16 protein-coding genes and 1 pseudogene are annotated in these 19013 nt (G+C 66.7%); 13 read left to right on the forward strand and 4 right to left on the reverse strand.

Features of this window, described 5'->3' with window-relative positions; translation table 11 throughout:
• The first annotated feature begins 45 nt into the window (after nucleotides 1–45).
• The 5 genes from AC1DF4_RS05480 (at nucleotide 46) to AC1DF4_RS05500 (ending at nucleotide 5835) form a co-directional block, all read left to right on the forward strand.
• Nucleotides 46–999 (forward strand): phosphotriesterase family protein, encoded by a 954-nt coding sequence (locus tag AC1DF4_RS05480; protein ID WP_476911923.1) that lies wholly within the window; start codon nucleotides 46–48, stop codon nucleotides 997–999.
• A 77-nt stretch (nucleotides 1000–1076) separates the two neighbouring features.
• The gene (locus AC1DF4_RS05485) at nucleotides 1077–2201 is read left to right on the forward strand and encodes an FAD-dependent oxidoreductase (protein ID WP_476911924.1); all 1125 of its coding nucleotides are present in this window, start codon (nucleotides 1077–1079) and stop codon (nucleotides 2199–2201) included.
• A gap of 4 nt (nucleotides 2202–2205) precedes the next feature.
• A complete protein-coding gene (locus AC1DF4_RS05490) occupies nucleotides 2206–3138 on the forward strand; it encodes an alpha/beta hydrolase (protein ID WP_476911925.1) in 933 nt (310 codons plus the stop codon).
• Nucleotides 3135–4076, forward strand: coding sequence for an MBL fold metallo-hydrolase (locus tag AC1DF4_RS05495; protein ID WP_476911926.1), 942 nt, complete (start codon nucleotides 3135–3137; stop codon nucleotides 4074–4076). The genes AC1DF4_RS05490 and AC1DF4_RS05495 overlap by 4 nt, the downstream gene beginning before the upstream one ends.
• Nucleotides 4077–4095: 19 nt before the next feature.
• On the forward strand, nucleotides 4096–5835 hold the full coding sequence (locus tag AC1DF4_RS05500; RefSeq protein ID WP_476911927.1) for a CocE/NonD family hydrolase: 1740 nt from the start codon (nucleotides 4096–4098) through the stop codon (nucleotides 5833–5835).
• Between the two features lie 29 nt (nucleotides 5836–5864).
• Here AC1DF4_RS05500 and AC1DF4_RS05505 read toward each other — a convergent pair whose 3' ends face one another.
• Both AC1DF4_RS05505 and AC1DF4_RS05510 read right to left on the reverse strand, forming a co-directional pair.
• Nucleotides 5865–6452 (reverse strand): TetR/AcrR family transcriptional regulator, encoded by a 588-nt coding sequence (locus AC1DF4_RS05505; protein ID WP_476911928.1) that lies wholly within the window; start codon nucleotides 6450–6452, stop codon nucleotides 5865–5867.
• Nucleotides 6453–7135: 683 nt separating this feature from the next.
• Nucleotides 7136–8170 carry an Lrp/AsnC family transcriptional regulator gene (locus AC1DF4_RS05510; protein ID WP_476911929.1) on the reverse strand — a complete coding sequence of 345 codons (1035 nt, stop codon included), beginning with the start codon at nucleotides 8168–8170 and terminating at the stop codon, nucleotides 7136–7138.
• A 137-nt stretch (nucleotides 8171–8307) separates the two neighbouring features.
• On the opposite strand from AC1DF4_RS05510, the gene AC1DF4_RS05515 reads away from it, so the two are divergent.
• Nucleotides 8308–9546 carry a M20 metallopeptidase family protein gene (locus AC1DF4_RS05515; RefSeq protein ID WP_476911930.1) on the forward strand — a complete coding sequence of 413 codons (1239 nt, stop codon included), beginning with the start codon at nucleotides 8308–8310 and terminating at the stop codon, nucleotides 9544–9546.
• A gap of 22 nt (nucleotides 9547–9568) precedes the next feature.
• Complete coding sequence (locus AC1DF4_RS05520) at nucleotides 9569–10855, forward strand: MFS transporter (RefSeq protein WP_476911931.1); 1287 nt, start codon at nucleotides 9569–9571, stop codon at nucleotides 10853–10855.
• Between the two features lie 112 nt (nucleotides 10856–10967).
• On the opposite strand, the gene AC1DF4_RS05525 is transcribed toward AC1DF4_RS05520, so the two are convergent.
• Entirely contained in the window at nucleotides 10968–11204 is a 237-nt protein-coding gene (locus AC1DF4_RS05525) for a hypothetical protein (protein WP_476911932.1), read from the reverse strand.
• Nucleotides 11205–11369: 165 nt separating this feature from the next.
• Here AC1DF4_RS05525 and AC1DF4_RS05530 point away from each other — a divergent pair, with 165 nt between their 5' ends.
• The 3 genes from AC1DF4_RS05530 to AC1DF4_RS05540 all read left to right on the forward strand — a co-directional run bounded on the left by AC1DF4_RS05530 (nucleotide 11370) and on the right by AC1DF4_RS05540 (nucleotide 15040).
• The gene (locus AC1DF4_RS05530; protein ID WP_476911933.1) at nucleotides 11370–11846 is read left to right on the forward strand and encodes an N-acetyltransferase family protein; all 477 of its coding nucleotides are present in this window, start codon (nucleotides 11370–11372) and stop codon (nucleotides 11844–11846) included.
• Nucleotides 11843–12241, forward strand: a complete 399-nt coding sequence (locus AC1DF4_RS05535) for an NUDIX domain-containing protein (protein ID WP_476911934.1) — start codon at nucleotides 11843–11845, stop codon at nucleotides 12239–12241. The genes AC1DF4_RS05530 and AC1DF4_RS05535 overlap by 4 nt, the downstream gene beginning before the upstream one ends.
• 132 nt (nucleotides 12242–12373) lie before the next feature.
• Entirely contained in the window at nucleotides 12374–15040 is a 2667-nt protein-coding gene (locus AC1DF4_RS05540) for a PEP/pyruvate-binding domain-containing protein (RefSeq protein WP_476911935.1), read from the forward strand.
• Between the two features lie 40 nt (nucleotides 15041–15080).
• Here the strand turns inward: AC1DF4_RS05540 and AC1DF4_RS05545 are convergent, their stop codons facing one another.
• A complete protein-coding gene (locus AC1DF4_RS05545; protein WP_476911936.1) occupies nucleotides 15081–15866 on the reverse strand; it encodes a GNAT family N-acetyltransferase in 786 nt (261 codons plus the stop codon).
• A 138-nt stretch (nucleotides 15867–16004) separates the two neighbouring features.
• Here AC1DF4_RS05545 and AC1DF4_RS05550 point away from each other — a divergent pair, with 138 nt between their 5' ends.
• The 3 genes and pseudogenes from AC1DF4_RS05550 to AC1DF4_RS05560 all read left to right on the forward strand — a co-directional run bounded on the left by AC1DF4_RS05550 (nucleotide 16005) and on the right by AC1DF4_RS05560 (nucleotide 19004).
• On the forward strand, nucleotides 16005–17171 hold the full coding sequence (locus tag AC1DF4_RS05550; RefSeq protein WP_476911937.1) for an efflux RND transporter periplasmic adaptor subunit: 1167 nt from the start codon (nucleotides 16005–16007) through the stop codon (nucleotides 17169–17171).
• A 2-nt stretch (nucleotides 17172–17173) separates the two neighbouring features.
• Nucleotides 17174–17635, forward strand: a pseudogene (locus AC1DF4_RS05555) (ABC transporter ATP-binding protein); the annotation flags it as partial.
• Between the two features lie 172 nt (nucleotides 17636–17807).
• Complete coding sequence (locus tag AC1DF4_RS05560; protein WP_476911938.1) at nucleotides 17808–19004, forward strand: ABC transporter permease; 1197 nt, start codon at nucleotides 17808–17810, stop codon at nucleotides 19002–19004.
• The last annotated feature ends 9 nt before the right edge of the window (nucleotides 19005–19013 follow it).

Below are 19013 nucleotides of genomic sequence, written 5' to 3' on the forward strand. Positions count from 1 at the left end.
TCGGCCCACACAAGCAACTTTCGAACCCCTGAGGTGAGTGAACGAATGACCAAGGTCAATACCGTGCTGGGAACCATCCCGGCCGAAGAACTGGAAATCGTGGCGGTCCACGAACACATCGGGTACGGCATGCCCGGGTCCGAACTCGACACGACGTGGTGGAAGACCCCCGAGCAGGCCTATGAGGAGACCGTGCCGAAGCTGCGGAAATTCCGCGAATATGGCGGCGGGACCTTCGTGGACGCCACGGGCATCTGCAACGGCCGCGACGTGGACTACTACAAGTCCCTGTCCGCCAAGACAGGTGTGCACATTGTGGCCTGCACCGGATTCGTCGGTGGCGACACCGCCCTGCCGCATTTCTCCCGCGCGACCGTGGACTATCTCGCGAAGGTGTTCATCCACGAGATCACGGTCGGCATCGGCAACACGGGGGCCAAGGCCGGCGTCATTAAGGTCGGCGTGAGCCGCGGCGGGCGCATGACGGACCTGGATAAGCGCATTTACCGGGCCGCGGCCCGCGCCGCCGTCGTCACCGGCGCGCCGGTCCTGACCCATCTGGCGATCGACCCCGAACCGGCGGTGAACATCTTCAATGAAGAGGGCCTCTCGCTGGACCGTGTGCTCTTCGGCCACGCCGACGACGGCCTTAACGCTCCGATCACCCCGCACGATTGGATTTACGAGCAGGGCGGTCGCATCGGCTTCGACACCTTCGGCTACGATCTCGAGCTGCCCGATCCGCCGTTTTGGGGCCGCAAGCGCGCCGAGCGCATGGGGCACTTCGTCAACCTCGTGAACAAGGGCTATGCGGACAAGCTCCTCGTCTCGGCCGACGCAAACTGCAGCCCGCTGGGCTGGCCGGGAGTGAAGGGCCACACCATCAACTACATCTTCGAGGACATGATCCCCGACATGCGCTCGGCCGGCATCGACGACGCCACGATCAAACTCCTGCTCGAGGACAATCCGGCAGACTTCCTGTCGCTCAGTGCCTGACCCCGGTCAGGCCACCTCAACTTACCCGTTCCCCAGACTTGGCCCGGGCCAAGTCAAGCCAAGAAAGAGATGAATCCATGAAGGCTTCAGAAATCAAGAACCTCAAGATCGCCGTCGTCGGCGCAGGTTACGGCGGCGCTGCGGCAGCCAAGGCCCTGAGCCTGCTCGGTGCAGACGTCAAGGTCTATGAGCAGGCTCCCCAGATGGGAGAGGTCGGCGCCGGCATCGGCCTGCGCCCCGCCACCATGGCCCGGTTCCGTCAATGGGGGATCTATGACGCGATCGCCAGGGTGAGCTCGGCGAGTGACTACTTCGAGATCCTCACGGCCACCGGGGAACCGATCATGAAGGACACCTGGCCGGAGTCTGGCCAAGAGAAGCAGACCTACCTCATCCACCGCCGCGACTTCATCGAGGCCCTTCTCAGCGTCCTGCCCGAGGGCATGGTGCAACTTGGCCACAGGCTGGAGACCATCGAGGATAAGGGCGGCCACTCCGTTCTGACCTTTGCCAACGGGGAGACCGTCGAGGCCGACCTGGTGGTCGGTGCTGATGGCATCAAGTCCGTGGTGCGCGAGCAGCTGTTCAGCGACAAGGGCCCGGTGTTCTCCGGCGAACACGCCTACCGCGTGGTGATCTCCGCCGACGACGCCCACGGCATGGTGGTTGACGACAACCTGAGGATGTACATGGGCAGGGGCACGAAGGTCTATCTGCTGCCGCTGCGCCACCGCAACCAGATGTCCTTCGACATCACCGCCCTGAACCCGGACAGCACCTGGGCGCCCGCGATCACCAAGGAAGAGCTCCTAAAGACTGTGGAAGGTTTCGACGAGCGGATCGTTGAGATCGCCCGCGGCCTGGACATGGACACGGTGAACATCCGCGCGGTCTACGACATTGATCCTGTTAACACCTGGCACACGGACTCGGTGGTCCTCATGGGCGATGCGGCCCACTCCATGCTGCACCACCAGGGACAGGGCGCAAATTCCGCCATCGAGGACGCGGGAGCGCTGGCCGATGCGCTGGCCCTGGCCGGCTCGGTGAAGGAGGCGCTGGAACGGTTCCAGGCGACGCGCAAGCCGGTGACGGACGAGCTGCAGCGCATCTCGCGCCAGGGCTGGTCCGAAGAAGAGGTCAACGACGTCTTCCCGGGTCAGAAGCCCTCGTCCCAGCAGCCCGCCGCGGCGAAGGCGTAAAGCCATGACAATCCATCCCGAAATCGCCAAAATCCTGGCAACCCTGCCGGCACCTGACGGGTCGCCGCTGGATCCGGCGGCCATGCGCGCCGGGGAGGCCGCCCAGGCCGCCCCACTCGGGGACCGGTTGTCGCTGCACGCGGTCGAGGACCTGACGGCGGCGACGCCATCCGGCGACGTTCCCATTCGGATCTACACCCCGTTCGAGGCGGACACCTACGGGGTGCTGGTCTACTTCCACGGCGGCGCGTTCTTCCTGGGCAGCCTGGACACGCATGACCACGTGGCGCGGGCCCTGGCCAGGGAAACCGGGCACAAGGTCATCTCCGTCGGCTACCGCCTTGCCCCCGAGTCGGTTTTCCCGGCCGGGCTCGAAGACTGTTACGGCGTGGTCCGCTGGGCCGCCGAACAGGGTACGGCCCTGAAGTGGGATGGGAAGAACTTTGCCATTGCCGGCGACAGTTCGGGCGGCAACTTCGTCGCTGCAGTCGCCGCGAAGGCCCACGATGATGGGTTCTTTGCGATCACGCACCAGGTCCTGTTCTACCCGTCGCTGGACCTGGACTTCGACGTCGACCGCTACGCCTCACTGCGGGAGAACGCTGAAGGCTATGGTCTGGAGACCGCGGGCCTGCTGCCGTTCAACTCGTTCTACTTCAAGAGCGGTGCGGACCCGGCAGATCCGCTCGTCTCGCCCATCAAGCGCGGGGACCTCGCAGGACTGCCGCCCGCATTGGTCATCACGGCCGAGCACGACCCGCTGCGCGACGAGGGCGAACTCTACGGCCGGCGCCTCAGGGACGCCGGCGTGGACACAACGGTCAGCCGCTACGAGGGAGCCAACCACGGCTTCGTCCAGAACTTCTCCTGGATCCCCGGGTTCTACCGGGCCTTCCAGGAGACGGGTGAATTTCTGAACGCGGGGGCTGCGCAATGACGGAGCCCGTCGCTGTCCATCCGCTGGTCTCGCCGTGGGGCCGGTTCGGCCTGTACAGCTTCTTCATCGACGCCCCCGAACCGGCCATCGTCGACACCGGGATCACCTCGTCTCCCGCTGAAGGCATGGTCCCCGCGCTGGAGAAGCTGGGCCGGCGCATCGAGGACGTGCGCTGGATCCTGCTGACCCACGGCCACATCGACCACGTTGGCGGCGCGCACGCGCTGTGGGAGCTCACGGGCAGGCGTGCCAAGGTCGTGATCCATGAGGCCGACGCTCCCCTGCTGCGTTCCCGGCGCGCGCACGTCGACCAGTACGTGGACGTGCGCCAGCAGTACCTCAACAACCCGGACGCCGTCGAGGAGCAGTTGGAGGCGGCGAACCACGTCATCTCGGGCGAGATGGAGCCGGCCATGCTGGTGAAGGGCGGCGAGACGCTGTCCCTGGGCGGGGACGTCACCGTCTCCGTGCACCACATCCCGGGCCATACGGCCGGATCCGTGGCCTACGTCGTGGACGGCCAGCAGTCGGTCTTCGTCGGCGACGCCGTCCAGATCCACGGGGCAGCCAACGGCTTCCCCGGCTACGAGGATCCGGCTGCCTACCGGGCGAGCCTGGAGTACCTGCGCGACGAGGTTGGCCCGCGGCACCTGTACCTCGGCCACCCGTACCGAGGCGCTGACGGCGTGCCGTCCGGCGTCGAACTGGACCGGAAGACGGCCAGGAACGCCCTGCAGGAAAGCCTGGATCTTGAGGCCAGGATCGGCGGCGCCGCCCGCCGCTACCTGCACGAGGGCCTGCAGGAGACGGACTCGGTCTACTCTCCGTTCGCCTCCGTGGCCGAGGAGCTCGGCTACACGGGTGACCCCACGCTGGAGCCCTCCCCGTTCTTCACGACGCTGCACGGCTACCGCACACAGATCAACCTGATGTCCTAACAGAGGAGCCTTCGCAATCATGAATGAGTACCAGACAATCGACGCCGGCGGGGAGAAAATTGCCGTCCGCAAGGACCTCCGCGTCCCGATGCGGGACGGCGTCGAACTCGCCGCGGACGCCTACCAGGGCACTGAGGACAAGCCGCGCCCGGCGCTGGTGGCGCTGAGCCCGTACGGCAAGGAGCTGCAGGCACTGGCCCTGACCACCCCGCCGCAGCGGCGCCCCAGCCCCATGTGGGACGGCTGCATCGAGGCCGGCGATATCGCCCGCATCGTCAAAGAGGACTACGTCCATGTCATCGGCGACCTGCGCGGCTCCGGCCACTCCGGCGGCGAACACATCGGCAACTACAACGCCGGCGGTGTCTCACTGGGCCAGGATGCGTACGACTTCATCGAGTGGGTCGCCGAGCAGCCGTGGTGCGACGGCAACGTCGGCATGGTCGGCATCTCCTACTTCGGCTCCATGCAGGTGCTGGCCGCGGCCGAGCGTCCGCCGCACCTGAAGGCCATCTTCGTCAGCGGCGGTCACTACGACTTCTACGAGACCACGTACCACGGCGGCATCATGTGGTTTATGCCCCGGGCCGCACGCGAGGGCCGCGGCGGGGACTCCGGCTGGGCCTTCACCGACGGCGTCAAGTCCCGCATGGTCGAGAAGTACCCCCCGGAGGAACTGAAGGAGCTGGTCGCCAAGCGTCTGGAGGATCCGGACGTTGCCGCCTGGCCGAACCTGGTGCACGTCCTTAACTACCCCAAGAACCACGAAGCCTGGTTCGACATTGTGATGAACGAGCTGGACGGTGACTGGTACGAGGAGCGCAACCCCATCACGCTGGCCCCGAACATCGACATCCCGGTGTGGCTGCAGATCGACCAGGGCCGTGGCTGGACCATGGACGGCACCATCGAGCTATTCAACGAGCTGAAGGGCCCCAAGAAGCTGGACATCGGCCCCTACCCGCCGATGCAGTCGCGGCCCTTCATCGAGGAGCACGACAAGATGTTCCGGTGGTACGACTACTGGATCAAGGGCATCGACAATGGTGTCATGGATGAGCCGGCCGTCAGCGTCTTTGTGGAAGGCTCGCGCGAGCTGGTGACCGGCAAGTCCTGGCCGCCGAAGGACGTCGAGTATACGAATCTCTATCTGCGCCCGCGCCACAAGCTGTCCGCCGAGCCGGAGCTGATGGGCGCCGAATACGCGGCCCCGGACGGCTTCTACCAGGCGCCGCTGACGGTGACTGACAAGGTGGAGATCATCAGCTGGTCCACGCCCGCCTTCGAGGAGGCCACGGAGATGATCGGCACCGGCGCCGCACACATCTTCGCCGAGATCGACCAGCCGGACACCAACTTCATCTTGCGCCTGTGGGACTACGCGCCCAACGGCAAGCGCCAGCTCATCACCAGCGGCTACCTCAAGGCCTCACACCGCGAGCTCGACGGGCGGACCACCGAAGGCAACCCGTTCCACCCGCACACCAGAACCGTGCCGGTGGAGCCGGGGCAAATCGAGGAGTACGTGCTCCGCCTCTACCCGTTCGCCAACACCTTCAAGCCGGGTCACACCCTGACGGTGGAATTGTCGAACGGCGAGCCGCTGGCCGACGAGCACAATGCGCTGCTCCCACCGGATGCCTTCCACCTGCCGGTGGGCCGGCCCGTCACCCACAAGATCTACCGCGACGCCGCCCACCAGTCCCGGCTCGTGCTGCCGTTCACCATACGCAAGACGGCGGACGGCCAGGCGGGCTGACGCACTCACCAGCACCTGGTGCTTCCTGCTCACTCCGCCAGCAGGAAGCACCAGTTGTCCACCATCAGAACAAGGGAAACTTCGCGGTCAACGGTCCAGCCGAGCCGCATCCAGCGCCGGGAGAAGAACTCCAATTCCCCGAAAGCCAGCGAGCACCGCACACGGCGGCTGGCCGGGTCGAACCGCCCGGCCCGGTCAAGGCCGGCCTGCATGTCGTCGATCGCCGTGTCGAACCACCGATCCAACGCCGCCTGGATATCCGGTTCACTGGCCGCGGCCTGGTGCGCCGCCACGACATAGGGGCGAATTTCGGCCCACTGGTCGAATTTCCGGGCGAGCCAGACCCGAATCAGCTCGCGGTCCCCGGATTCCACCACCGAATGCAGCGGCGGAACGTCGGCCTCAGTCAGCATCTCGTTGGACCGCTCCAACAGCGACCGCATGAGCTCGGCTTTGGACGGAAAATGGGCATAGAACGTGGCCCTGGTGGTGCCCACGGCAGCAGCGATGTCGTCCACCGTCGTGGCGGCAAACCCCTTCTCCTCAAAAAGCTCCAGCCCCTTCTCGAGTAACAATCGGCGGGTCATCTGCTTTTGCGCTTCTCGTATGCTGGCCACTCCCCCAGATTAGAGCAAAAGCTATTGTCAAAATCTCAGAGGGGCGACGTCGACGATGACCGCCGGCCCGTAGTTCCATGCTGGTAGCCGGAATGGGTGGGTGGGTCTGGACGAAGCAGATCCGCGCGGCATGGCGTGCCTCGGCTTCCAGTGTCCACAGCTGTTGGCGTCACCTGCGAGTATTGGCGTCACCTGCAAGCCGACTTGAGAAAAGCTTGAATTGGAAAGTGCCACGGTTCCCCCAGTGGCGGCGCGGTGGCACACTTGGTGAACTATCGAGTGACTGGGGGGATCCACGTCAGGAGATCGCCTTGGGCATTATGCTACGAACGCGCAGTTCCGGCCGCGGGGCGGCTGGCAACCCATGATGGTCGGCTGGGCCTACCTGTTGGCGGCAATCATTACTGTCGACGCGCTGCTGCTCGGATTGCTCCTGATGAACGTGAAGTGGCCGAAGCGCTGGAAGAAGACCGACTGAAGCCCGGCGCATACTGTTGTGCCACGCGCAAAATTCCTGACGCGGCCGGCGTCGCCCAGGCCGTCACACCGGACAGCGCTCCTGCCCAGTTACCGGCCGCCGCAGTCCCGGAATCCGGCGTTTTCCCCGGGACACGCCGGTGTCGGGCCGTGCCGCGGAGAAGTAACCGGGCAGGAGCGCGGCCGGGAAGCGGGAACAGAGGTCCTCAAGCCGTGGGCGCCAGCTCGGCGGCGGGCACGACGACAGCTCCGGTGGCGGTCGAGTCCGGGTTCAGCATCCAGCCGACCCGTTTTGCGGAGTTGAGCACCACAACACTTTCCACGAGCTGGATGCCGGGGATCCGCAGCTGGAGTGCCTGTTCGGCGTTCATAACGTCCGCCAGGGAATGCAGCCACATCAGGATCACAAAGTTGGTGCGGCCGGTGGTGGAGGCGGTGAGCCGGATGTTGCGGAAGTTGCGCAGCTCGGCAGCGGCGGCCTCATGCCGGCCGGGCGGAACGTTGGCGAGCCACTGGCAGGTGACCGGGTACCCCGAGTATTTCTGCGCGATTTCGCACCGGAAAGAGAGAACGTGGCTGGCCAGGACCCGGTTCAGCTGGCGTTGGACCGTGGCCGGGCTGCGCCCCAAGGCACGGGCGATGTCAGCCGCCGCCGCGCGGCCGTCCCTGGCCAGGAACGGGATCAGGTCCAGGTGGCTCCGCGGCAGCGGCCCACCCTGGTTTCCGGCCGGCGCCGTGCCGGAGGCCTCGGGACCGGCCAGCGCCTGAAGCGCGGCCATCTGCGCCTTGTCCAGGACGTTCAGCCGCCACGCGTAGCCGCCGGAGTGCAGCCGGGTGCACAGCGCCGTTTGGTACTTGGTGAGGCCGGGAATCTCCTTGAGCTGCTCCAGGACGACGTCGCTGAACTGGGCCAGCGTGGGCGTGATGACCGTGAGCATGAGGTCACGGTTGCTGGCAGCCTCCTCCACCGTGACCACTTCGGGGATCGCCGCCAGCGCTGCGGTCACGGCGGCCCGCGACTTCATCTCGCAGTCCACATCAACCAGCGCCAGGCACATCTGCTTCGGATCCCCCATCAGATGGGCCGTGCTCCAAGCCGCGCCGGAGGCCTTCAGCCGCTCCCAGCGGGCCGCCAGGGTGGTCGCGTGGACGCCCAGGATGCCGGCGGCATCCGACCAGCTGATCCGCGGCGCAATCTGCAGCGCGTTGATCAGCTGCAGGTCTTCCTCACTGATCTCCACGGGACCTCCCCATCGATGAATGATTCCTGTACTAAGGATTCTACTTTTGCATTTTTCCAGCCGTTCCCCCGCGTGTGACTCCAGTCACTTCACAATGGTTCGTAAGCACCTGCCAACCGTTCGGGAAGAGGGAACATATGTCGGTCACCGCCGATGCCAAGGAACTGCAAAGCCACATCACCCGGCTGCGCCACGAGTTGCACCAGGAGCCGGAGATCGGCCTTGCACTCCCCCGCACCCAGGAGAAGGTCCTCAAAGCCCTCGACGGCCTGCCGTACGAAATCACCCTTGGCGAGAGCACGACGTCGGTCACCGCCGTTCTGCGCGGCGGCGCACCGTACGCGTCGGCCAACAAGCCCGTCGTCCTGCTGCGGGCGGACATGGACGGCCTCCCCGTCCAGGAGCGCACCGGCGTCGGCTACTCCTCCCGGCTCGACGGCGCCATGCACGCCTGCGGCCACGATCTCCACACGTCGATGCTGGCCGGAGCCGCCACCCTCCTGGCCGAACGCCGCGGGCAGTTAGCCGGCGACGTCGTCCTGATGTTCCAGCCGGGCGAGGAAGGCTACGACGGCGCCGGCCACATGATCCGCGAAGGGGTGCTGGAGGCCGCGGGCCGGCGCGCGGACGCCGCCTACGGCATGCACGTGTTCTCCTCCCTGGAGCCATACGGCCAGTTCGCCACCAAGCCGGGGGTGATGCTGAGTGCCTCCGACGGGCTGTTCGTCACCATCCTGGGCTCCGGCGGCCACGGCTCCGCCCCGCACGCAGCCAAGGACCCCGTCACTGCAGCTGCCGAAATGGTGACCGCGCTGCAGGTCATGATCACGCGGCAGTTCAACATGTTTGACCCGGTTGTACTGACCGTCGGCGTCCTGCAGGCGGGCACCACCCGCAACGTCATCCCCGAATCAGCGCGCATCGAGGCGACCGTCCGCACGTTCTCCCACGCCTCCCGCGATCGGATGATGACCGCCGTTCCTACCCTCCTGAAGGGCATCGCCCACGCCCACGGCCTGGAGGTGGAGGTCGACTACCGCAGCGAATACCCGCTCAGCATCACGGACGAAAACGAGACGCTCACCGCGGAGAAGACCATCCAGAACCTGTTTGGCGAGTCCAGGCTGACCCGCTGGGCCACTCCGCTCAGCGGCTCCGAGGATTTCTCCCGGGTCATGCAAGAGGTGCCCGGCACCTTCATCGGGCTCAGCGCCGTCGCACCGGGCGCGGACCACACCGCCGCCGCGTTCAACCACTCCCCCTACGCAACGTTCGACGACGGCGTCCTCACCGACGGTGCGGCGCTCTACGCAGAGCTCGCCATTTCCCGGATCGCAGCACTCGCCGCCGGCACCCCAACGTCCCTGGCTTCCTAGCCCTACACCTTTCGGAGACATCATGACCACCATCACGAACCCGCAGCTCATCAGCCGGGCGGCCACGCGGAAGACGCTCCTCGGTACGGGCATTGGAAACGCCGTCGAATGGTACGACTGGGCCATCTACGCCACATTCACGCCTTACATCGCCAGCCAGCTGTTCAGCAAAGCGGATCCTGCCTCGGCGGTGCTGGCAACGCTGGCGATCTTCGCCGTCGGCTTCGTGGCACGGCCGGTCGGGGGTTTCCTGTTCGGCTGGATCGGCGACCGCGTCGGCCGCAAGACCTCCATGACGCTGGCCGTGGGCCTCGCGTCGCTCGGCAGCCTCATGATCGGCGTCGCGCCGTCCTTCGCCAGCATCGGATTCTGGGCTTCGCTGATGCTCCTGGTCGCCCGGCTGATCCAGGGCCTGGCCCACGGCGGTGAGCTGCCGTCGTCGCAGACCTATCTCTCCGAGGTGGCCCCGAAAGAGAAGCGCGGCCTGTGGGCCACCCTGATCTACACCTCGGGCACCGTGGGAATCCTGGCCGGCACGCTGCTGGGCGCGGTCCTCAACATGACCCTGAGCGCCGATGCCATGAATGACTGGGGCTGGCGCGTTCCGTTCCTGGTCGGCGCCGCCATGGGCCTCTACGCGCTGATCATGCGCTCCAAGCTGCACGAGACCGAGGCCTTCGAAGGTGAAACGGCGTCCGAGAAGCATGCCGCGATCTGGCCGCAGATCGTGAAGCACCGCAAACAGGCGCTCCAGGTCATCGGGCTGACGGTGGGCCTCACGGTGATCTACTACATCTGGGGTGTCGTGGCCCCGAGCTACGCCGCCACCACGCTGAAGATCGACCGCGGAGAGGCGCTCTGGGCCAGCGTGGTCGCGAACATCGTGTTCATTGCCGCCCTGCCCTTCTGGGGCAAGCTGTCCGACCGGATCGGCCGCAAAAAGGTGCTTTGGGCCGGCGCGGCCGGCAGCGCCGTCATGCACTTCCCCATGACCTGGCTGCTGAAGGACTCGGCCTGGCAGCTGGCCGTGGCCATGTCCGTCATGCTGATCTTCATCGCCGCCAGCGCCGCGATCGTTCCGGCGGTCTACGCGGAACTGTTCCCCACGAGCATCCGGACCATCGGCGTCGGCGTCCCGTACTCCATCTGCGTGGCCGTGTTCGGCGGGACCGCCCCGTACCTGCAGACCTGGCTCGGCACCATCGGCCTCGCCAACGTGTTCAACGTCTACGCCGTGGTGCTGCTGCTGGTCAGCGCGCTGTTCGTCTTCACCATCCCGGAGACGAAGGGCAAGGACCTGACGCACTAGGCAGCGTCGAAAGCGCCCGTCCGAACTGGTCGGTTTGAGCGGAATGCCCCCAGCCTCTGCAGGCTGGGGGCATTTTCGTGCGGGTTGACGTTGGAAGGTCCTTGCGCTGGTTTCAGCGGGCGTCCGGTGTCTCTCCGTTTCCGACGGCCTCAATCCAGTCGACGGCCTCGTCCGAGAAATAGAAACCCGAGGGCCCGGTCTCGCCCACCCACCAGTCGCCGGACGCTACAGACCCGCCAGCATCCTCAATCTCGGCGAGAGTCTCGGCCGGGACTGCGTCGCCGTTGTTTTCAATCAGCCAGTCTTGCGTCGACGGCTTCAGCTTCGGCCACCATTGCTCAATGCTCATGGCCGCAGTCTGTCATGCCCCGGCAGCCGCTGATAGTCCCGCCCAGTCGAACCAGGTACCGCCCCCGGACGCCGAGCAGTCATGGTGACGGCAGCTGACCGTATGCTGATCAGGATTCGGGGACAACGAGGGGAAGACCGAGACATGGCGCTGCAGGAGATAGCCGTGCGTTCAGCAAGGACTGAAGACGCGGTGGAGGTACGACGCCTGAGCATCTCCTTCACACCCAGCGCACAAAATGTTCCGTCCGAGGATTTTTACAGCCGATACGCCGGCGTTGTCTCCGACCCGTCGTGGTGCGTCGCCGTGGCCCACTCGCGCGGTCGACTGTTCGGCTATGGCCTGGCCCAGGACTTCGGGCCGGGTCTGCGTGCCACTTTCACGACGGGCCGCGTGCATGACCTCTTTGTGGATCCTGACGCGCGCCGGACCGGCACGGGCCGAGCTCTTATGGACCATATCTTCGGATGGGCCCGGGCCCGGCCCCACGTCATGGTCCTCGACTGGCAGGCAAGCCCCTCCGCGGTTGCCTTCTACGAAGCGCTCGGCTTCTCGGCCGATCGCGTTGGGGACTTCCCCGACTATCCGTGTTTCACGCTGGACCTTCGCACCGGACCCCGGTGTGGTCGGCAGACACCATGACCCACCGCATCGCAGTCGGCGCACTCGTCGGCCCGTTGGGCGTGCTGATGTGCCACCGGCGCGCATCACTGCAGCGGTACCCGGCCAAGTGGGATCTTCCTGGCGGCCACATCGAGGATGGCGAAACGGCCGGCGAGGCCTTGGCCCGGGAGCTCCTCGAAGAGGTCAATATCCGTATAGTCGTCCCAGACGAGGCGCCGACATTCAGGGTCCACCACAACCATGGCGCCACCGCCGGGTTGGCCCTGTCCGGGTGGGTAATCACCGAGTGGTCAGGCGTTCCGGAGAACCTGGCCCGGGATGAACACGACGACATACAGTGGTTCACCCCAATCCAGGCCCTCGAACTCGACCTCGCACACCACCTCTACTTCGCCCTACTGAAGCAGCTTTAACGGAACACGCCCGCCCCGGAGCCGCGCCACCGGCCACCGCGTGAAGCTATAGCCTCCCGCCTGCCGGAGTGCCAGTATGTTGAGAATCAGGCTCGACGAGCGCGGGCCCGGCTCCAGAAGGGATCGACGGTCATGACCTACATCTTCAATTTCGGTGATGTGGGACCAGGTGACGTGGCCGCGGCAGGCGGCAAGGGCGTCGGACTGGGCGGCCTCGTTCAGGCCGGGCTGCCGGTCCCGCCGGGATTTGTGCTGAACACCTCGGCCTATGCGGATTTTGTGGATGCCAACAACCTCGGGGATCGCATAAATGAGCTGGCCGCGATGCCGCAGCAGGCGGGGCCACAGGACTACGAGGATGCCTCCCGGCGGATCCGTGCCCTGTTCACTGCCGGCACCATGCCGGCCGGTATCGCAGCAGAACTCGGCGCCGCCTACGGGCTTCTCGGCACGGGTGATACGGCCGTTGCGGTGCGCTCTTCCGCCACGGCCGAGGACCTTCCATCGGCCAGTTTCGCCGGGCAGCAGGAAACCTACCTGAACGTCGTCGGGATGGAGGCTCTCGCCGGGGCAGTCAGGGACTGCTGGGCGTCCCTGTGGACGGCGCGCGCCATGGCCTACCGGGCCCGTGAAGGCATCGGACCGGACACGGTGCTCCTGGCGGTGGTGGTCCAGCGGATGATCGAGGCCGAGTCGGCCGGGGTGATGTTCACCGCCAATCCGGCCAACGGGCGCCGCGACCAGCTCGTGATCAGTGCCGCGTGGGGCCTGGGCGAGGCCGTGGTTAGCGGAAGTGTCACCACCGACGACGTCGTGGTCGAAGCGGGGACGGGCCGTGTTCTGTCGCGCCGGACCGCGGACAAGGACGTCATGACTGTCTACGCGGACCACGGCACGCGGGAGCAGCCCGTGCCCACGGGCCGCCGTCGTCAGCCCGTCCTGGATGACCAGGCAGCGGCCGGGCTGGCCGGGTATGGATCACGGATCGCGGATCATTTCGGGGTGCCGCAGGACATCGAGTGGGCCCGGGCCGCCGGGGAGTTCTCCATCCTGCAGTCACGGCCCGTCACTGCCCTGCCTGAACCGGCGGCTGACACCCCGGATACCTGGCCGGTGCCCTACCCGAAGGGACTCTACTTCCGGGCAAGCATCGTGGAACAGATGCCTGACCCGCTCTCACCCTTGTTCGCCGACCTCATTGACGGCTCGGTGTCCCGGTCGCTACGGGCCCTGATGTCCGAAGCCGTCGGCACGAATGTCATCCGCGAGGACGACGTCGGGCTGCCCACCATCAACGGCTATGCCTATTACTACTACCGCAACGCGGCGATGTGGCGAGTGATGGGCAAGTCGCCGGCTGCGGTACGAGCGCTGGTCCGCGGCCAGGCGCACATGGGCGTGGGCGGCTGGCGGGAATTTTCACATCCCCGCTACGAAAAGGCGATCAAGGAATGGTCGGCGAAGCCGCTCCGGGAGCTCCCCGGAGCGGAACTGTTGGAGGGTGTGCACACGCTGCTTGACGCCGGCACTGTCTATTACACGGCCGTGCAGTCGGTCATTCCGATCGCCGCAACCAGCGAAATCTCCTTCCGGACGTATTACGAGAAGTTCGTGCGGCGTGAGGGAGATCCCCCCGCCCAGACGTTCCTCCTCGGCTACGACAGCGAACCCATCCGGGCCGAGAAGTCGCTGTACGACCTCGCCGCCTGGGCCCGGGGAGTTCCAGGGCTGGCGCAGGCGATTCTTAGGGACAGCACCGCTGCCCTTGTGGAGTCGCAGCGCACCGGACTCGCCCCTGCCGGGATGGACCCGGCCCTCTGGCAGGAGTGGGATCCCCGCTTCCAGGGCCACCTCAACCGGTTCGGCCACGCGGTCTACAACCTGGACTTCGCCAGCCCGGTGCCGGCCGATGACCCCTCGCAGCTGCTGGAGACAGTGAAGTTCTACTTGCGAGGACAGGGCGTCGACCCGCACGAGCGGCAGCGGCTGTCAGCCGCGCGCCGGGAGAATCAAACCAGCCAAATGATCACCCGGCTGGGGCCACGCCGCCGGGCCGCGTTCCTGCGGCTGCTCCGGTGGGCACAGCGCGCCGCCCCGATCCGCGAGGATGCCCTCGCCGACGTCGGCCTGGCGTGGCCGCTGCTGCGGCGGATGCTGTTCGAGCTCGGACAAAGGCTGGTTGACTCCGCCGTCATCGCAGAGCCCGCCGACGTGTTCTGGCTGCGCCACCAGGAGCTGCGCAGCGCCGTCGATTTCGGCCTCGCCGGGCCGGGCGCACCGGCGGCCGTGGCCATCACCGGAGCAGACCGCCCCGTCCGCGCCCACGCCGTGGAGGAACGCAAGATGCTTTGGCGGGGCCAGGCGAAGGCCGCCGCCCCGCAACTTCTCCCGGAGAGCCCGTGGATGGAACGGGCCTTCGGGTCAATGATGCCGGCAGCCCCACAGGGAGCGCCCGGCGACGTCATCAAAGGCGCCGGGGCCAGCTCGGGCCAGGTCAGCGCCCCGGCCCGTGTCCTGAGAGGACCCGAGGATTTCACCCGCATGGTGCCCGGCGACGTGCTGGTGGCCCGCATCACCACACCGGCATGGACCCCGCTTTTCGCAATGGCCTCCGGCGTCGTTACCGACGTCGGCGGCCCGTTGAGCCACAGCTCCATCGTGGCCCGTGAGTACGGCATCCCGGCCGTGCTCGGTACCGGCGTTGCCACCCAGCGGATTGCGAGCGGCTGGCAGATCCGCGTCGACGGGGACGCCGGCACCGTCACGATCGAGCGTCCGGCCGCTCCGCAGGGTCAGTGAAACGGGGGAACCACGGACGGCTTTGCCGAGTTTCCGGACCTCAGCGGTGCCAGCAATACGGCGTCGTCGTTGATACGCGGAGCAGGCCGTAGCGTTCCAGGATCGGCCGTGAATATTCCGTTGAATCGCTGTGGATGAGGTTTTTGCCCATCGTCAGCGCGGCCTTGGCCCGTGCCGCGGTGACGGCGCGGTAGATCCCTTGGCCGCGCCACGCCTCGAGGGTGGCCCCGCCCCAGATGCCTGCGAAATCCGTCCCTGGAACCGGTTCGAGCCGTCCCGCGCTGACGATTTTTCCCTCGTGTTCGGCGACCCACAGTTCCATTCCGCCGTCGAGGCCCGCGCGGCGCAGGATTGCCTCGGCATTGCCGTCAGAGACGGGGCTGCCAAAGACTTCGTCCTGCATGGCGCTCATGGCCCGGATGTCCGGCTCTTCGGTCACTCTTCGCAGGTGCACGCCGTCGGGCAGGTCCACGTCCACACACAACGCACTGGCCGGCCCGACCATCACGGACTCGGTCTCTTCCGGCTCGAATCCGTTCCCGAGCAGCGCCTCATGGAGTCCGGGCGCAGCATCGTGGCCGCGTGTCTTCCACTCGACCCGTTCGATGGCAGGGTCGTCACGGAAGAACCCTGTGGCTTCGGCCACCCAGTCCGCAATCGTTGCCGCACCGGCTCCGTCCAGGCTCCGGTAGGTCACAAAACCCCGGCCGCCGGCGCAGGTCACCAGGCGCAACGGCCCCAGCCGTTCGACGGCGACCGCGCTGGGGGTCTCCGCGTCCGTCCGCAACTGCTGGTCGTATGCCGTGAGAAGTTCTGAAATAGTCATCGGCCCCACGGTACAACGTCGGTTCAGCCCGCCCGCGCCGATAGCGCGACGTCCCAAGCCGGAAACGGCTCAGCCATTAGGGTGTGAAGTGCATCTCTCGCAGAGAGGTTCTGTGGGGAGTTACCGAACGGGGCAGAGATGAGAATTTTCAGGCGCGTCGTCATGCCCGTGGCATGGCTGGCAGTGTTCGCCGTCATAGCCGTGGCGCTGGTCAAGATTGCGTTTGTCGACGGGATGAAGCCGGGTCAGGCGCTGAACGGGCCGTCGGCGGAGGTCGCGATCCCGGTGGTTCAGGCCGCCCGGGCGACCGTGACCAATTCAGTCCAGATCAAGGCAACCGTGCAAAGCGACGCTGCCGTGGGCGTCCGCAACACAGCCGCCGGCGTCGTGACGCACTTGTTTGTCGCAGCGGGAGACAAAGTGACCTCCGGTGATCGTCTCTACCAGGTCCGCACCGAGGTCGCGGCCGAATCAGCAGCGCAGGACACCAGCAGCCTCGCGACGGCGGCCGACCAGCCCGATGCGGCCGGTACCCGGCAGCAGCTGAGCCGAACCGGGCCCGCCTACACCTACGCCGATGTCCTCGCTCCGGCGTCGGGCCTGCTGGAGAGCCTCACTGTGCTGCTCAAACAGCAGGTCGGAGTGGGCGAAACGGCGGGAGCCGTCAACCCGGGGACCTTCACCGTGAGCGGATCTGTCGACGCGGCCCAGCAATACCGCCTGCTGGCCAAACCAAGCTCAGCGGAGATCGCCCTCGTCGGTGGCCCCGCCCCGTTCTCCTGCCCCACGGTCGCGTTGACGGGCGCAGCCAGCGGCGTGTCAGGGGGCGCGTCCGGTGCGTCCGGCGGGGTGAGCCGCTCGGTGCCGTACGCTGCCGCCATCCCGGGCGGGGGCGGCATGCCCGAGCAGGGCGGCGCGCCGACCGGCACCATCAGCTGCGCCGTTCCGTCCGGCGTCGAGGTGTTCGCCGGGCTGGGCGCGACGATGACGGTCACTGCCGGCCAGGCCACCGACGTCGTCACGGTGCCGCTCACTTCGGTGCGGGGCAGCGTGAAGGAAGGTTCCGTGTGGCTCGCTCCCGCCGGCACCTTCCCGGGCTCCGCCACCGGCACGGTGGCCGGGCCCCCGGCCGGGCCCCAGGGCGGAGAACCAGAAGAGCGAAAGGTGCAGCTGGGCCTCAACGACGGCTCGATGGTGGAGATCGTCTCGGGCCTTGCCGAAGGTGAAGCCGTGCTTGAGTTCATTCCCGGCGCACCCGCCCAGCCGCAACCCGGGCAGCAGTTCGCCGGCATCGCAGGCGGGTGATCATGGAGGAACTGGTGTCCCTCGCGGGTGTAACCCGGACCGTCCGCCTCGCCGACGATCAAGAACTGCACATTCTCCGGGGTGTGGACCTGGCCGTCCACGCCGGTGATCACACGGCGGTGATCGGTCGATCCGGATGCGGGAAGTCCACCCTCCTGAACCTCCTCGGGCTGCTGGACCTGCCCACCAGCGGAGAACTTCGCTTTCAGGGGACCCCCGTGGAACAGCTGCGCGGCAACGAACGGGCCGCACTTCGCGGGTCGTCGGTGGGGTTCGTGTTCCAGCAGTTCAACCTCCTGCCGGGCCGGAGCGCGCTGGAAAACGTGATCACTCCCCTGCTGTACGCCAGGGGATCCCAGTTCTGGCGGCGCAGGGAACTGGCTATGGACATGCTGGACCGTGTGGGCCTGGCAGAGCGCGCCGACACCCTGCCGAACATGCTCTCCGGCGGCGAACAGCAAAGGGTCGCGATAGCACGGGCGCTCGTTCGCCGGCCCCGGCTGATCCTGGCGGACGAACCCACCGGGGCGCTCGACGTCGACACCGGCCAGGCCGTCATGGCGCTGCTCGATACCGTGGCAACCGAATCGGGAGCCGCGCTCATCACCATCACGCACGACGTCAACGTCGCAGCCCTTGCCCGGGCGTGCTACCGGCTGGAAGCAGGCGTGGCAGGAACTCCGCATCAACAAGACACGCATTCTGCTGGCCCTCGTGGGAGTGGCACTGTCGGTCGCGGCCCTCACGTCGGTCGTCGGTGTCGGCGACCTCGCGCGGGAGGGGTTCAAGGCAGATTCGGAGCGAAACGGCGGACGTTCGGCGACCCTCGCCATCGGGGTTTACGGCCCCAGCCAACCCGATCCGGAAAAGCTGGAGGGTGCTTACCGCGGCATCATCGAGCGCTACGGAATAACGTATTTCTCGCGCTCGGCAACGGCGACACAGTCCTTCCAGTTTCCTCGGGGCGTCCAGCCCGTCCAGCTCCAGGTGGTCGATCCGGGCTACGGCGTCATTCACCGGGTCGACGTGAGCCAGGGAGGCTGGTTCGCGGCGAACGACGAGGAACGGCTCGCACCCGCGCTGGTCGTCTCAGAAAGCTTCTACAACGCCGCCGGGCGGCCAAACCTGGCCACCAGTCCCAAAGTCACCATGGCCGGAGACCAGAAGACAACGGCTGTGATCATCGGCGTCGTGCCGGATCCGTATCCCGAGAACCCGCCGTCGGCGTTCATGCTGACGGGCACTGCCGAGCGGTCGGGGGTCACGACCGGCGGCGCGGCGGGACCCGGGCAGCAGTTCAAAATCTGGGTCCAGGACGAACAGGCCGCCTCACTCAAGGCAGCCATCGCCTCGGACCTTGAGCAGCAGTTCCCCGGCATGCAGCCCATGGTGGACCGCTCGGATTACGCCAGCTACGGGGATCCTTTTGCCCCGGCCCAACTGGCCGTTGGCGGTGTAGCCGGCCTCGTTTTGCTCCTCGGGGCGGTCGGAATGCTGAACATTTCCATGGTCACCGTGCGGTACCGGGTCCGGGAAATCGGGATTCGACGAAGCTTTGGGGCCACGTCCCGGCGCATCTTCCTGGGCGTCATGATGGAGTCCGTCGTGGCAACGGCGGTGGCCGGGGTGGTAGGCGTCATGGTCGCCGTCGCGGTGGTCAAGAACCCCTGGATCGAATCCAAAATCGCGCCGAGCCTGACGGACTATCCCCCGTTCCCGGTCGACGCGGCCCTGCTCGGTCTGGGTGCGGCAGTTCTTGTCGGCGCATTGGCCGGGGCCATCCCCGCCGTCGTGGCGGTCCGCGTCAAGGTCATCGATGCAATCCGCTTCTAGCAATGTAAC

The organism is Arthrobacter sp. 05N429 (assembly GCF_056397045.1).

Excerpts from the sequence above, each read along its gene's own strand:
- AC1DF4_RS05480 (WP_476911923.1), top strand. The coding sequence starts at position 46 with ATGACCAAGGTCAATACCGTGCTGGGAACCATCCCGGCCGAAGAACTG.
- AC1DF4_RS05485 (WP_476911924.1), top strand. The coding sequence starts at position 1,077 with ATGAAGGCTTCAGAAATCAAGAACCTCAAGATCGCCGTCGTCGGCGCA.
- AC1DF4_RS05490 (WP_476911925.1), top strand. The coding sequence starts at position 2,206 with ATGACAATCCATCCCGAAATCGCCAAAATCCTGGCAACCCTGCCGGCA.
- AC1DF4_RS05495 (WP_476911926.1), top strand. The coding sequence starts at position 3,135 with ATGACGGAGCCCGTCGCTGTCCATCCGCTGGTCTCGCCGTGGGGCCGG.
- AC1DF4_RS05500 (WP_476911927.1), top strand. The coding sequence starts at position 4,096 with ATGAATGAGTACCAGACAATCGACGCCGGCGGGGAGAAAATTGCCGTC.
- AC1DF4_RS05515 (WP_476911930.1), top strand. The coding sequence starts at position 8,308 with ATGTCGGTCACCGCCGATGCCAAGGAACTGCAAAGCCACATCACCCGG.
- AC1DF4_RS05520 (WP_476911931.1), top strand. The coding sequence starts at position 9,569 with ATGACCACCATCACGAACCCGCAGCTCATCAGCCGGGCGGCCACGCGG.
- AC1DF4_RS05525 (WP_476911932.1), bottom strand. The coding sequence starts at position 11,204 with ATGAGCATTGAGCAATGGTGGCCGAAGCTGAAGCCGTCGACGCAAGAC.
- AC1DF4_RS05535 (WP_476911934.1), top strand. The coding sequence starts at position 11,843 with ATGACCCACCGCATCGCAGTCGGCGCACTCGTCGGCCCGTTGGGCGTG.
- AC1DF4_RS05540 (WP_476911935.1), top strand. The coding sequence starts at position 12,374 with ATGACCTACATCTTCAATTTCGGTGATGTGGGACCAGGTGACGTGGCC.
- AC1DF4_RS05545 (WP_476911936.1), bottom strand. The coding sequence starts at position 15,866 with ATGACTATTTCAGAACTTCTCACGGCATACGACCAGCAGTTGCGGACG.
- AC1DF4_RS05550 (WP_476911937.1), top strand. The coding sequence starts at position 16,005 with ATGAGAATTTTCAGGCGCGTCGTCATGCCCGTGGCATGGCTGGCAGTG.